The sequence below is a fragment of the Streptomyces sp. NPDC090045 genome, from assembly GCF_044747975.1.
In the GTDB taxonomy this organism is placed as follows: Bacteria; Actinomycetota; Actinomycetes; order Streptomycetales; family Streptomycetaceae; genus Streptomyces.
On sequence record NZ_JBIVFA010000009.1, the window covers coordinates 361,824 to 376,108 of the forward strand.

10 protein-coding genes and 2 pseudogenes are annotated in these 14,285 nt (G+C 70.0%); 7 read left to right on the forward strand and 5 right to left on the reverse strand.

Annotated features, from left to right (window positions below; translation table 11 throughout):
* Positions 1-70: 70 nt before the first annotated feature.
* The 4 genes from ACIPYQ_RS24825 (at position 71) to ACIPYQ_RS24840 (ending at position 7,522) form a co-directional block, all read left to right on the forward strand.
* Positions 71-2,110: a bifunctional aldolase/short-chain dehydrogenase gene (locus ACIPYQ_RS24825; protein ID WP_401254976.1), complete on the forward strand. Its 2,040-nt coding sequence runs from the start codon at positions 71-73 to the stop codon at positions 2,108-2,110.
* A 7-nt stretch (positions 2,111-2,117) separates the two neighbouring features.
* Positions 2,118-3,590, forward strand: coding sequence for a rhamnulokinase family protein (locus ACIPYQ_RS24830; protein WP_401254979.1), 1,473 nt, complete (start codon positions 2,118-2,120; stop codon positions 3,588-3,590).
* Positions 3,591-4,034: 444 nt separating this feature from the next.
* The gene (locus ACIPYQ_RS24835; protein WP_401254982.1) at positions 4,035-7,199 is read left to right on the forward strand and encodes a discoidin domain-containing protein; all 3,165 of its coding nucleotides are present in this window, start codon (positions 4,035-4,037) and stop codon (positions 7,197-7,199) included.
* A complete protein-coding gene (locus ACIPYQ_RS24840; protein ID WP_385335233.1) occupies positions 7,196-7,522 on the forward strand; it encodes an L-rhamnose mutarotase in 327 nt (108 codons plus the stop codon). Before ACIPYQ_RS24835 ends, ACIPYQ_RS24840 begins: the two co-directional genes overlap by 4 nt.
* Positions 7,523-7,971: 449 nt before the next feature.
* Here ACIPYQ_RS24840 and ACIPYQ_RS24845 read toward each other — a convergent pair whose 3' ends face one another.
* Positions 7,972-8,496 (reverse strand): hypothetical protein, encoded by a 525-nt coding sequence (locus tag ACIPYQ_RS24845; protein WP_401254986.1) that lies wholly within the window; start codon positions 8,494-8,496, stop codon positions 7,972-7,974.
* A gap of 93 nt (positions 8,497-8,589) precedes the next feature.
* Between ACIPYQ_RS24845 and ACIPYQ_RS24850 the strand changes: the two are divergent.
* Positions 8,590-8,748, forward strand: a pseudogene (locus tag ACIPYQ_RS24850) (pirin family protein); the annotation flags it as partial.
* Between the two features lie 570 nt (positions 8,749-9,318).
* A complete protein-coding gene (locus tag ACIPYQ_RS24855; protein ID WP_401255049.1) occupies positions 9,319-10,560 on the forward strand; it encodes a GNAT family N-acetyltransferase in 1,242 nt (413 codons plus the stop codon).
* Between the two features lie 128 nt (positions 10,561-10,688).
* On the opposite strand, the gene ACIPYQ_RS24860 is transcribed toward ACIPYQ_RS24855, so the two are convergent.
* Positions 10,689-10,817, reverse strand: a complete 129-nt coding sequence (locus tag ACIPYQ_RS24860; RefSeq protein WP_401254989.1) for a hypothetical protein — start codon at positions 10,815-10,817, stop codon at positions 10,689-10,691.
* Between the two features lie 1,017 nt (positions 10,818-11,834).
* On the opposite strand from ACIPYQ_RS24860, the pseudogene ACIPYQ_RS24865 reads away from it, so the two are divergent.
* Positions 11,835-12,152 (forward strand): annotated as a pseudogene (locus ACIPYQ_RS24865) (IS5/IS1182 family transposase); the annotation flags it as partial.
* Between the two features lie 116 nt (positions 12,153-12,268).
* Here the strand turns inward: ACIPYQ_RS24865 and ACIPYQ_RS24870 are convergent.
* From ACIPYQ_RS24870 to ACIPYQ_RS24880, 3 genes are all read right to left on the reverse strand, one after another.
* Positions 12,269-12,541: a hypothetical protein gene (locus ACIPYQ_RS24870; protein ID WP_401254992.1), complete on the reverse strand. Its 273-nt coding sequence runs from the start codon at positions 12,539-12,541 to the stop codon at positions 12,269-12,271.
* Positions 12,542-12,882: 341 nt separating this feature from the next.
* The gene (locus ACIPYQ_RS24875; protein WP_327388123.1) at positions 12,883-13,407 is read right to left on the reverse strand and encodes a histidine phosphatase family protein; all 525 of its coding nucleotides are present in this window, start codon (positions 13,405-13,407) and stop codon (positions 12,883-12,885) included.
* Positions 13,404-14,186 carry a hypothetical protein gene (locus ACIPYQ_RS24880; RefSeq protein WP_401254995.1) on the reverse strand — a complete coding sequence of 261 codons (783 nt, stop codon included), beginning with the start codon at positions 14,184-14,186 and terminating at the stop codon, positions 13,404-13,406. Before ACIPYQ_RS24880 ends, ACIPYQ_RS24875 begins: the two co-directional genes overlap by 4 nt.
* Positions 14,187-14,285 lie beyond the last annotated feature (99 nt).

The following is a 14,285-nucleotide window of genomic DNA, read 5'->3' on the forward strand; positions in this document are numbered from 1 at the left end:
CCCGGCCCGCACCCTCCTCGCGCACCCCACGAGAGCGACACCGCCGCCAGACAAGGAAGCTGCTCCCGCCATGGCCCAGCACCCCGTCGTCGCCGCCCTCCTCGCCCGCTCCCACCGGCTCGGATCGGATCCGCGCAACACCAACTACGCCGGCGGCAACACCTCTGCCAAGGGCGCAGCCACCGACCCCGTCACCGGGCAGCCCGTCGACCTGATGTGGGTGAAGGGCTCCGGCGGCGACCTCGGCACCCTCGCCGAGGCGGGCCTGGCCGTGCTGCGGCTGGACCGCCTGCGCGCCCTCGCCGACACCTACCCGGGCGTGGAACAGGAGGACGAGATGGTCGCCGCGTTCGGGTACTGCCTGCACGGCAAGGGCGGCGCGGCTCCGTCCATCGACACCGCCATGCACGGTCTGGTCGACGCCGCGCACGTCGACCACCTGCACCCCGACTCTGGCATCGCGCTCGCCACCGCCGCCGACGGCGAGAGGCTCACCGCCGCCTGCTTCGGCGACGCCGTGCCGTGGCTGCCCTGGCGCCGCCCCGGCTTCCAGCTCGGCCTGGACATCGCCGAGATCAAGCGGACCCACCCGCAGGCCGTCGGCTGCGTCCTCGGCGGTCACGGCATCACCGCCTGGGGCGCCACCAGCGAGGAGTGCGAGGCCAACGCCCTGCACATCATCCGCACCGCCGAGGCCTTCCTGGCCCGCCACGGCAAGGCCGAGCCGTTCGGCCCGCAGCTTGACGGCTACCAAGCCCTGCCAGCGGCCGAACGGCGCCGGCGCGCCGCCTCGCTCGCCCCCGTCCTCCGCGGTCTGGCCTCCACCGACTTCCCGCAGGTCGGCCACTTCACCGACGCCGCGCCCGTGTTGGACTTCCTCGCCCGCGCCGAGCATCCCCGCCTGGCCGCCCTCGGCACCTCCTGCCCCGACCACTTCTTGCGCACCAAGGTCGCCCCCCTGGTCCTCGACCTGCCCGCCACCGCGCCCCTGGACGAGACGATCGCCCGCCTGCGGGAGCTGCACACCGACTATCGGGCCGGCTACCGGGCCTACTACGAGCGGTACGCCACCGCGGACTCGCCCCCCATGCGCGGCGCCGACCCGGCGATCGTCCTGGTCCCGGGCGTCGGCATGTTCTCCTTCGGCAGGGACAAGCAGACCGCCCGCGTGGCCGGCGAGTTCTACCTCAATGCGATCAACGTGATGCGCGGCGCGGAGGCGGTCTCCGGCTACGCCCCGATCGAGGAGCGCGAGAAGTTCGCCATCGAGTACTGGGCACTGGAAGAGGCGAAGCTGCGGCGGATGCCCGCGCCCAAACCGCTGGACACCCGCGTCGCCCTGGTCACCGGCGCCGGCTCCGGCATCGGCAGGGCCATCGCGCACCGCCTGGCCGCCGAGGGCGCCTGCGTCGTCGTCGCCGACGTCAACACCGCCACCGCCCGGGCCGTCGCCGACGAACTCGGCGGCCCGGACCGGGCCGTGGCCGTCACCGTCGACGTCACCTCCGAGGAGCAGATCGCCGAGGCGTTCCGCACCGCGGTCCTCGCCTTCGGCGGTGTCGACCTGGTGGTCAACAACGCGGGCATCTCCATCTCCAAGCCGCTGCTGGAGACCACCGCCGATGACTGGGACCGGCAGCACGCCATCATGGCCCGCGGCTCCTTCCTCGTCTCCCGGGAGGCCGCTCGCACCATGATCCGGCAGGGCCTGGGCGGCGACCTCGTCTACATCGCCTCGAAGAACGCGGTCTTCGCCGGCCCCAACAACATCGCGTACTCGGCCGCCAAGGCCGACCAGGCTCACCAAGTCCGGCTACTCGCTGCCGAGTTGGGCGAACACGGAATCCGCGTCAACGGCGTCAACCCGGACGGCGTGGTCCGCGGCTCGGGCATCTTCGCCAGCGGCTGGGGCGCCCAGCGCGCCGCCACCTACGGCATCGAGGAGGAGCAGCTCGGCGCGTTCTACGCCCAGCGCACCCTCCTCAAGCGCGAGGTGCTGCCCGAGCACGTCGCCGCCGCCGTCTTCGCCCTCACCAGCGGCGACCTCACCCACACCACCGGCCTCCACATCCCCGTCGACGCCGGCGTCGCCGCGGCCTTCCTGCGCTGAGGCGGCCGTGACGCCCCGCACCCCATACACCCCGGCCGCCTTCGCCGCGGCGGACCTCGGCGCCACCAGCGGCCGGGTGCTCGTCGGCCGGGTCGGCCGTGACCGCCTCGACCTCACCGAGACCCACCGCTTCGACAACACTCCCGTCCAACTCCCGGACGGGCTGCACTGGAACGCCCTCGGCCTGTACCAAGGCGTCCTGGACGGCTTCCGCGAGGCCGCCGCGCGCTGGGACCTCGCCTCCGTCGGCATCGACAGCTGGGCCGTCGACTACGGGCTCCTCGACGCCGACGGCGCGCTCCTCGGCAACCCGTTCCACTACCGCGACCCGCGCGGCGCCGCCGCCGTCCAGGCGGTCTGGTGCCGCCTCCCGGCCCGTGAGCTGTACCGGATCACCGGCCTTCAGCACCTGCCGTTCAACACGATCTTCCAGCTTGCCGCCGAGAAGCACCTCGACCGCGCCCGTACCCTGCTCCTGCTGCCCGACCTGATCACCCACTGGCTCACCGGCACCGTCGGCGCAGAGGTCACCAACGCCTCCACCACGGGCCTGTACGACGCCCGCACCGGCGCCTGGTCCGCCCCGGTCCTCGCCGCGCTCAACCTGGACCCGGCCCTCCTGCCCGCACTGCGCCGCCCCGGCGACCACGCCGGCACCGTCCTTTCGCACGTCGCCGCCGCGACCGGCCTGCGCCCCGACACCCCCGTGGTCGCGGTCGCCTCCCACGACACAGCCTCCGCGGTCGCCGCCGTCCCCGCCGCCACCGAGGACTTCGCCTACATCTCCTGCGGCACATGGTCGCTCGCCGGCCTCGAACTCGACGCGCCCGTCCTCACCGACGCCTCCCGCGCCGCCAACTTCACCAACGAACTCGGTATCGACGGCACCGTCCGCTACCTGCGCAACGTCATGGGCCTGTGGCTGCTCAGCGAGAGCCGGCGCACCTGGCGCGCCCGTGGCGAGGGGCACCACCTGCCCGAGCTGCTCGAACGCGCCGCTGCCGCCCGCCCGTTCGCGGCGCTCGTCGACCCCGGCGCCCCCGAGTTCCTCGCCCCCGGTGACCTGCCGGCCCGCCTCGCCGAGCACTGCGCCCGCACCGGCCAGCACCTGCCCGAGGACCAGGGCGCCGTCGTCCGCTGCATCCTGGAGAGCCTGGCCCTGGCGCACCGACACACGCTGTTCAAAGCAGCTCAGTTGACCGGACGCACGATCCGCGCTGTCCATCTCGTCGGCGGCGGCAGCCGCAACGCCCTGCTGTGCCAGCTCACCGCCGATGCCACCGGCCTGCCCGTCATCGCGGGCCCCGCGGAGGCCACCGCCATCGGCAACGTTCTCGTCCAGGCCCGCACCCACGGCCTGGTCGAGGACCTCGGCGCCATGCGTCGCCTGGTCGCCCGCACCCAGCGCCTGCGACGCTACGAGCCGGCCGGAGGCATCCGCGCGTGGGACGCCGCCGCCGCCCGTGTGGGGCTCGCCTGACCTGAGCTGCACGACATGGACGCGGTGTCACCTCCCCGTCGTCCGGACTGTGACGATCAGTCAAATATTGCTCAAGCTCGAATGGTTGTGGATCGCAATTCTGGAAATACTCCATTTACCGAAGGGCAACGTGCTGGCCGTCAGGTGGCCGGGTGCGCGTATTCCCGATGCGATCGCGCGACCAGCGGCCGCCCTTCGTGTCATCCCCGATCTCGCTGTCATCGCTGTGAGCTGCCCGCGCGCCGTCATCAGGACTCCGAACAGCGAGGCCCCGCGTCGACCGAAAGTCGCGCCGCAAAACAATTGCGAGCGGCCCGAACAGATGCAGAAAAAAGACCTGTTCGGAATTCGAAGCCATTTCTCTGAGTTCGGAGGGTTTCCATGCGCACGCGTCGCCGCCGATCCCTGCGTCTCCTGGTGTGCCTGGCACTGTCACTGTATGCAGTGCCGCTGTCCGTCCTCGCCGCGCCTCAGGCCGACGCAGCCGGCGGGCCGACCGTGTGGATCCTGGACGCCACCGACCGGCCCTTCACCTCGACCATCCCGCCGAGCTGGGCGCCGACCGGGATCGAGTTGTACGCGGCCCGCAACGCCTACGAGGGGGCGCAGATCCTGGTGCGGTCCGGTTCGGCGCAGACCGGGGTGTCCGTCACCTCCGGGGCACTGACCGGCCCCGGCGGCGCGGTCATTCCCGCCGCGAACATCACCACGCGCTACGAGTACAACCACCCGAACATCCAGAAGGTCGGCAACGTCCAGAACCCGCCCGACGGGGGGATCGCCTACTACGACGCGCTGATGGACAACAGTCCGCAGCCGGTGGCGGCGAACAGCACGTACGCCGCCTACTACCAGGTCTACGTCCCGGCCGGTCAGGCGCCGGGCGTCTACATCGGCAGCGCCACGGTGAACAGCAGCCTGGGCGCTGTCACGGTGCCGGTGTCGGTGACCGTGTACAGCGCCACGATCCCGCCGACCTCGCAGTCCACGTTCAAGATGAACAACTGGTTCTCCTCGGCGGGCTGGGACTACGCGGGCACCGAGGCGTCGATCCCGAACGCGTACGGCGTGCAGATGTACGACGCCAACTGGTGGAAGGTCGAGGCCAACATCGCGGCGAACATGGCGCGGCACCGGAACAACGTGATCTACGCCGACGCGGTGGCCCTGCTGATCCCGGACACCACCGTCGACGCCGCGGGCCGCTTCACCTTCGGCTGGTCCACCTTCGACCGGTTCGTCAACCTCTTCGTCAGCGCCGGGGCCATGCAGTACCTCTACACCCCGACTCTGCTGGAGCCGCCCGCCGCCGATCCGCAGCTCGACACCCTGGTGCCGGTCAACGGCGTCAGCGGCGCGGTCAAGCACGTGCTCTGCCGACCCAACTCCGCTGCGGCCAACGGCTGCCCGGACACCAACAACTGGTTGAACCAGTTGTTCCCGGCACTGAAGGCGCACCTGGATGCCAAGGGCTGGACGGACAACTTCTACATGAGCGCCCTGGACGAGCCCACCGCCACGCAACAGGCGACGGCTGCCAACTGGCTCTACACGCAGTACGAGAAGTACTTCCCGAACCCGCGGACCAACGAGGCGCAGCTGACCAACTTCACCGGCAACGCTGCACACCTGTCGACGCAGACTCCCCTCACGTCGAACTACGACGCGAACGTCGCGCTCTACCAGAACTACCGGATCAGCGGGAAGGACCTGTGGCTGTACAGCTGCATCCTCCCGCAGGGCTCGTACATGAACCGCTTCACCAGCAACTACCTCAGCGCGACCAGACTCCTCCCCTGGCTGACCTGGAAGATCGGCGGCGACGGCTACCTGCACTGGGGCTGGAACTACTGGCACGACGACTTCAGCGAGCCGTACCCGGCCGCCGACACCTTCAACACCCCGCAGACGGGCGACCACTGGCTTGTCTATCCGAACAAGGCCGCCTACGGCATCTACGACAGCCTCCGCAGCGAGGCCCAGACCGCGGGCCTGCAGGACTTCGAACTGCTGCAGCAGCTGGCCGCGGTCAAGCCGCAGGCGGCCCGCACCCTGGCCGAGACGCTGATCACCAACCCGACGGCGTACGACCCCTCCGGGTGGAACGTCGAGGGCCGGCACAAGCAGCTCCTCGACGAACTGGCCTCGGCGACCGGTGACCTGGCGCTGCCGTTCACGGACGACTTCAGCGGCGGCGACCACTTCTGGACCCACACCCGGGGGACCTGGTCGACCAGCGGCGCCCGGTACACGCAGTCCGACGCGTCGGCGAACTGGGGGTACGTCTCCTACCTGCGCGGCCGGGGCTACACCGATGTGTCGGTCGGCGTGGACCTGCAGATCACCGGAGTGAGTTCGTCCGGCGGAAGCACCAACTGGGCGGGTCTGATGGTGCGTTCGGCCAACGGCACGGACCTGGACTCCGGCTACCTGATCGCCCAGCGGGACAACGGCCAGGTGTTCGTCTACCGCAGCGGCACAAGGATCGGCTCGGCGTCCGTGCCCGGCTACGTGCCGGGGCAGCGCACCCGCCTGCGCGTAGTGGCGCGCGGGAACGCACTGACGGTGTACTCCGGGACCGGGCAGGCGCCGGTGCTGACCGTCACCGACGCGGCGTTCACCGCGGGCGACGTGGGTCTGGTCACCGGCGGCGCCAGCGCGAACTTCTGGAACGCCCGGGTCATGCCGACCTCTCTCGCCCCGGTCGAGAGTGCTGCCGTCACCGCCTCCAGCTCGTACGAGGCCGACGGCTGGGGTATCCGCTCGGCGGTCGACGGACAGCGGCTGTCGGCGCCGAACGCTGCGGGGTGGAGCAGCTCCGGCAGTATCGCCACCAACCACACCGAGTGGGTGCGGCTGGACCTGGGCTCGAGCCGGCCGGTGAGCCGGGTGGACCTCTACCCGCGCAGCGACGGGGCCAACGCGGGTCAGGGCTTCCCGGTCGACTTCACCATCCAGACCTCCACCAACGGCACGAACTGGACCACGGTCAGCACCAAGACCGGGTACGCGAGTCCCGGCGCCACGGTGCAGACCTTCCCGTTCGCGACGGTCACCGCGCGCTACGTGAAGGTGACGGGGACCAACCTGAGCAGAGATCAGTTCGGTGCTTTCCGCATGCAGTTCGCGGAGATCGAGGCTGTCGGCGGAGATCTGGCACTGGGCCGCACGGCGACCACCTCCAGCTCGGTCGAGTACCCCAACGAGGGCTGGCTGACCGCCAACCTCACCAACGGGACCCATCACACCGACCTGTGGAACTCCTCGGGCTGGAGCAGCGCCGGGGCCGGCTCCCCGAACACCACGCAGTGGGCGCGGGTGGACCTCGGCGGCCCGTCACGGATCAGCCAGGTCACGTTGTACCCCCGCGACGACGTCCCGAACACCGGGCGCGGCTTCCCGTCGGCCTTCACCGTCCAGCTCTCGGCCGACGGCACGAACTGGACCACCGTGGTGTCGAAGAGCTCGTACCCGCGTCCCGGAGCCGGCGGCCTCTCCTTCGCCTTCACGGCCACCACCGCCCGGTACGTGAAGGTCACCGGCACCACGCTCACCGCCGACCAGTTCGGCGTGTACTACATGCAGCTGGCGGGGATCGGTGTCTCATGACGAAGCACCGGATCTGCTTCCTGCTCCAGGTGAAGGCCGAACTCGGCGACGAGTACCGCGAGCGCCACGCCCAGGTGTGGCCGGAGATGCTCGATGCCCTCCGGGCCACCGGCTGGACCAACTACTCCCTGTTCCTGCGCCCGGACGGCCTGCTCGTCGGCTACCTGGAGACCGAGGACTTCGATCGCGCCCGCGAGGCGATGTCCGCCACCGAGGTCAACGCCCGCTGGCAGGCCGAGATGTCCCGCTACTTCCAGTACCTGGACGGCACGCCGGCCGACCAGGCGATGGCACCGCTGACGGAGGTGTTCCACCTGGACTGACAGTCCAGAGGAAGTATGTGACTCTTTGTCCGGCTCCCCGTTGTGCGGATGAGGTGCAGTGAGCAGTCGGCGGGGCTAACGGTTGTCCCGTAAATGACCTCTGAGTCGCCCCGGGCGGGGGCAGTCGCCGTTTGAGGCGGCAGCCCGAGGTGGTCGATGATGCGGTCCGCCGCCGACTTGGACACCTCGGACAGGGTGAACGCGTGGGCTGCCCTGGTGGGCGTCATCGAGCGCGGCTACGGCGACGACACCTACGAGTACACCAACGAAACTGGCTGCACGAGGCGTAGCTCCTGCTGGACGAAGACGTCGTCCAGCTCTGGACCCCGCTGATCAAAGCTCTGGACGACCGGTACAAGGTCGCGACCATGGACGCCGACGCCAAGCGCTCGATCAGTTCCACAGGCTACCCGGCCCCGACCTGTGGTGGTGGCGTCATCCCCGCATCCTCACCAGAGACCTCGGGCGTTCGCCTCGCTCGGCCGGTGCCATCGGCGCCGACCCGGACACGGCATGACCCTCAGCCTCGTGGGATTACGGGACGGAGCCGTTGCGTTCCATGGTCCGGATGAAGCCGTCGACGACCTTGTGGTCGAAGGTCTCGTCCGGCGGCTGCCGAGGGTGGGCAGGATGTGGTGCTCGAGGAGGGACTCCAGGGTGTGGAGTGAGGACTCGGCGAGGTCGTGCTGGCCGGCCTTCCATTCCGCGGTGTACTCGCGGAACTGCATCGCGCCGTAGTTCTGGATTCCGGCCTTGCTCCGGTTCCGGGGAGCGGCCTTCTTCTCTTGGTAGACCGCGGTGAGGCGGGCGATGGCCTTCTCCTGGGTGGAGAAGCCCGCCTCCTCGGTCTGCTTCCCGGCCGCGTTGCGGTAACGGAGTGTGTGGTCGTGCGGGCACTTCGACCAGCGGGACTGGGGGTGCTCGCAATCCTTGTAGAAGGTGCCCATGCCGTGGGGCAGGGACTTCGTTGCCATGCGGTGTGGGACTCCTCGGGCGCCAATGCTGACCTTTTGCTGACGCCGGAGGGTCCACCACGTTCCTGACCTGCACGAAGACGGATATCTCGTGTTACGTTCTGGAACTGGATCGGACGGTCCCAAGAGGATATCGCAGGCTTCCGCGAGGACTGGAAGAACGGCACCCGCTACGGCGAGGTCAAGGGCTACGACGGCGCTCCGATTCCGGCCCCGGAACTTCCTCCAACTCGTTTGAAGCCTAGGGGTAGAACGCTGAACTGCGCTGATGCCATCAAGAGAGCGGGCTGTATGTGGCGGCTCGCATCGTTCCGCTTCTGAGGGTCCGGCGAGAGTCGACACGATCTCTGCAGCGGAATCTTGATCTTGATGTCGAGTCTCATGTGGATCAGGGTGTGGTCAGGTCTAGTCGAACGAATGCTGACACTTTGCTGACTCTACTGGCGAATAGTTAGGTATTGGGAGGAGAGGTCAGGGCCTACCGCCGAGCAGTGGAACGTCACGCCGAACGGGTGTGGCGCGGGCAGCTTGGAGGGCCGTGGACAGCTTCAGGTGAGCTCTCCTCCCGAGCTGTGGCCTGCTGTCGTCCTGTCGTGGACGCCGCCGCACGACGTTGTGGACAGTAAACAATGCGTGGTGTCGTAGCAGCTGCGGTTCATCAGTCGGGCCCACCATGCCTGGCGCTCAACGGCTTCATCGCCGAGACCGGACTCGGGCTGGAGCCTCCGTAGCCCTGTCACCCCACCCTTTCAACCTCAGCGGCAAGCTGCGAATAACTTGTTGGACGGGACGGCTGGGCGATGCCACAGTCTCGCTGTGACCATGATCAAAAGCTATTCCGGAGCTGTTTCGTTGCCCGACGGCCTCGTCCTGCGGCAGGCGAAGCCCGAAGATCTTGACCAGATCGGCGCACTCCTGTCCGAGCGCGGTGAGCCGGACGACGCCGTCGACCACCGGCTGGTTGTCACGGACCCCGACGCGGGCTGGTCCGCCTGTGCCGTGGTTGTCGACGGCGACCGGGTCGTGTCCACCGCGACGCTCCTCGACGAGGAGGTGTGCATCGGAGGGGTCCGCCTGCCCGCCGGTCAGGTGGAACTGGTCGCCACCGACAGCGAGTACGAGGGCCGCGGGCTCGTCAGGGCGCTCATGCACTGGGCTCACGAGCGTTCTGCCGCCCGTGGCCACGTCGTCCAGGCGATGATCGGAATCCCGTACTTCTACCGGCTGTTCGGCTATGAGTACGCCATTGACATACCGCAGGTGCTGGACGTGACCGCGCTGCCGCCTGGCGACGCCGGCGGCGGCACGCCCACGCTCCGTGCCGCCCGGCCCTCCGACATCCCCGCCATGGCTGCCCTGCAGGCCTCGGCCCAGAGCGGGTTCGATGTGACCATGCCGCACTCGGCGGCGTGCTGGCGATGGCTCCTGGACCACGAGTCGAGCAACCTCTGGGTTCTCGAGCAGGCCGACACGGTCATCGCCACCGCGCGCACCACGCCTCCCGGTGAGGAGATGCTCCTGGCCGAGGCCGCGGCACGCGACGAGGCGGCGGCACGCGACCTCCTGAGCGGCGTCGCCGCTCTGGCATCCGGCGACGACCCACTACGGATCGTCCATCGGGCTGGCACCGTGACGGGCAACGCGTGGCAGGAGTTCCTCGACCACGAACCGCGCGGGAACGCAGAGCAGTACTACATCCGCATCCCGGATGTCGCAGCGCTGCTCGACAGGCTCCGTCCGCTGTTCTGGCAGCGCCTTACCGCGGCCGGGATCGACCGCACCGGCCGGGACATCGTCATCTCCGCCTTCGGCGCCCACTACCGGATTCCGGTGCTCGCAGGCGGGCTCGGTGAGGTCGTCACCGGCGGACCGATACAGTCGCCGGGAGCTGTGGGAGGCGCCGGTGTGGCGCCCGACCATCTGGCGGCCCTGCTGTTCGGCCCGCACGGAATGGAGGGGCTGACCCGGATCCGCCCCGACGTCTACGCCGCGGACGAGGAGCTGTTCCAGGTGCTTTTCCCTCCGCTCACTGCCGACGTGCTCAGCTACTACCTCCCGTACTAGTCGGCTCAACCGGCGTGACGCGGGGCCGGTCGCGGGCGTTGAAAGCCCGACACGTGCCAGCCGGCCCACCACCCTGGGCTGGTATCCGTTTGTCGGTCCCGCCACCCCGTCCGGTGGCGGGACCGTCGTCAATGCCCCGGCAGCGGCGGGCACAAGCGCTCGCGCAGGTACAGCAGGGCCGCCATGTCCGCGACGGCCGCGAAGTCGGCCAGCAGGGTGCGGATGCGGGCCTCGTCGCCGTCATGGACCGCCCGCACGATGTGCTCGATCGTCTCCCGGGCCCGGGGATCGATGCCTGCCGGACCGGCCGTGGCCCAACCAAGACCGGCCGGCCCGGCAGACTTCCCCGGCCCGGCACCCGCCGGGGCGCCTGACACCCCCGTCATGCCCTCCCCAACGGACCGCGCTGCCGCAAGGTCACTGCCCCCGGCGCACGCCTCGGGGCGCAGCGGGTACAGCCGCCGGCGCTCAACCCATGGCTGCTGCTAGCCCTCCAGGCGGCCCAGGAGCAGGTCCGTGCAACGGATCCCGCCTCCGGGGTGCCACTCCATCGCAGGCGCAGTGCTCCTGTGTTCCGGGCACCAGGACGCCGGGACGCCCCCACAGGCGTGCCGCCCACACATGCACTCCCCGGGAGCCGGCGTACGCGATGACGTGCCGGACCACCCGGACGTGCCTGCGGCGGCGCCCCGAACCCGGGTCGGCCAGGACAACTCCGCCCAGAGCCCGCCCGCCCCCGACCGCGCCCGCTCGGACAGCCGGACATCCCCGAGCACCGCCAGCGGCGCGGACCCGGGCACGGTCAGCTGCTTCACGCTCGTTCCGGTCGGCCCGTCCCCCAGCTTGGCCAGCGCATCGACGTCGTCGTCCGCCTTGGCCCAACCGGACAAGCAGTCCGTCCCCTGCGCGTCGTCCGCCAGGAGCAGCACGGGGTCGTCCACGCGGAGGGTGCGTGTACGGCCGCCGGGGCCGGATACGGCGATCGTGGCCGTGGGACGCTCCCGGAAGCCAACGTGATGAGGCCAGCCTGGTGTCACGCTGCCCGTACGGGCTGGGCGGCGGGTTGATCAGTGGGTCTGCGCCGCGGGCGGGCGGTGGCACGGTAGGAGTGAAAATGATCCATCCTCAGTGGTGTGTGGCTGACAGTTCGGCCCGTGGAAGAAGCAGCGCCCCGACCGGGGAGTTACGGTCTCGGACGTGGCTGTGCCTTCGGCCGACCTGAACGCCATGGCCTACCGGACATCGACGCCGACCGCACCGCGCCCGCGCGGCCCGGGATCTCCCGAGCCATCGTCTGCCAGGCGATCTAGCGTCTGCGGCCGCTGCTGGCGCTCGAGCCGGCGCGCGGCCGGTCGTCGACGTGGACCGGTTGTGGCTCGTGGACGGCACCTTGATCCCGGTGCATGACCGCACCGTCGGTGCCTCGTCGAGGAACTACCGGTTCTCGGCGAACGTGCAGGTCATCATCGACGCGGACAGCCGCCTGGTCGTCGCCGGGCAACAAGGCCGGCGCCCACGTCTGGCGCGACTCGGACCTGCCTGCCATGGCAGCCGGGACGACGGGCATCGCGGACGGCGCCCACCTGGGCACCTTGTTTGGCGGCCGCCGTGCCGGTACCGGCATCCGTCGTGTCGTCATGTCAGTCCGGTGAAGTACCCGATGCGATCCTTCGAAGGGTGACCTGAGGTCCTGCATCATGGATCGGGGTCAGCGCAGGGCCTCGGGCATGCTGGTCTGGACGGTGGCGTTCTTGGTGGCGAAGTAGAAGTCTTCGCTTTCGAAGTCGGCCCGGGTCTGTTCGCCGATGTAGAGGTCGAGGTGCTTGGCGTCGTTGCAGCCGATGCTGCACAGGTCGTCGACGCGCCAGTGCGCGGATTTCACCCGCGCGCAGATCTCGTCGTATACGCCAGGTCCGCAGTCGGTGATGCGGATCCGAGTGCCCGGTGCCAGGTGGTTGGCGGCGACGGACTGCCAGGGCACGAGGGCATTTTCATGGGAGCCCACTGGGGAAGTGCTGGTCGAGAAGTAGCAGTGGCGGTCGAAGTCCCAGCCGAGATAGTCCCCGCGGGTGGTCTTGCCAAAGCCCTCCAGGCCGACGCGCTCCAGGTAGGCGGCGGGGTAACTGTCCGAGAGGCGTCCCCCTCATGTTGCTCACCCTCACCCTGGCTCTGCGCATGCAGGACAAACCGCTTGCCGAGCGGTAGCGGCGCGACCAACCCCGCAGGGCAGGCTGAGGTTGCTTCGGTTTGGCGGACGACACCAGCCCAGGGACGGCACCCTTCCGGGCCTCAGCGCGCGGCCACCACGCGCCGTCGCTCCGGTCAGGGGTTCGCGCCGCGGGGCACGACCATGTCGGTCAGCCGGGCGGCACCCGCTTCGAGGGATGCCCAGCCTGGCACGCGCAGCACGGCGATCGCAGATGTCGGGAACTTCGTACGGGTCTGCTGCAGCACGTAGCCGTCCGCCTCACCGGCAAGCGACAGAACCAGCTCCTGTACGCCGGGGTTGTGCCCGATCAGCATCAGCGTCCGCACCTGCGCGGGGATCTCCCGTACCACCCCGAGCAACTCCCCGGCGCTCGCCCCGTAGAGGCGGGCCTCGTAGATCACCGGTGCGGGGGCGGCGCCGAGCTCGGCCGCGACGAGGTCCCATGTCTCGCGCGTGCGGCAGGCGGTGGAACACACGACCAAGTCGGGAACGCAGTCGGCCTCGCGCAGCCAGCGGCCGGCCGCAGGGGCGTCCCGGCGGCCGCGCGCGGCGAGTGGCCGCTCGGAGTCGGGCACGTCCGGCCAGGCGGACTTGGCGTGCCGCAGGACGACCAGGCGCCGGGAGTCGCGCGAAGTCATGGCGTCTCCCGGTGCTGGTGGCCGACCTCGCGCACAAGGTCCAGCCCGAGGACGCGGTCGAGAAAGGCGAACGTCTCGAATTTGGCTCCGGCGGGCACGTCGGCGCGCATTGCCACGCCGGCCATCATGTCCAGGACGCCGGGGACGCCGAGATCATCGGCGAGCGCGGCATGAGCCCGTCGGAGGACGTCGGCAGGGATCGGCCTGGACGGCTCCTGCGCCCAGTGGGCCACCTGCTGCCGCCAGTGCGTCAGCGTCCGCAGGGCCTCGGCGAGCGCGGGGCTGGTGACCGTGACCGGCGTGCGGTAGGCGTGGCCGAGCAGCAGCATCCTCACAACCAGCGGATCGGTCCCCTCCGGGACGCCCCCGTCTGGGGGTGCCGGGCTGACCGGGCTCACGTCGATCCGGACCCCGCCGACGGCCTCCTGCACAGCGGTTCCGTACTCGACCACGTGCACATCGGCAGCGGTGCAATGGGCCTCGGTCGCCTGGTGAACACCGACAGTGGCAGGCGGGTGGATACCGAGAGCGGCCATGGCGTGATCGAGCGCACGGGCTTGCTCTTGCGGCAGGTCCGGCGTGGTGAGGACCGTGAGGGACTCCAGGCCGTGAAGCTCCGCGGCGCGTGCCAGTAGGTCGCCGACCAGGGGCGCCCGCAGGTGCACCGTGCCGATCCCGGCGTCGGTGACCGGCAGGTGGACGCAGATGCGCAGCAGGTGGCGGCGTCCTGAGGGGATCTCCACGAAGCGGCTGGTGCGAGTGTCGGCAATACGCAGCATGATGCGGAGGCTAGTCGTGGAACCCTCCGGTACCGGGGAGGACGTGACCAAGACGCCGACGTTGTGGCGTGCCGCGCGTCGCGCGAATGCGTGGCTCCG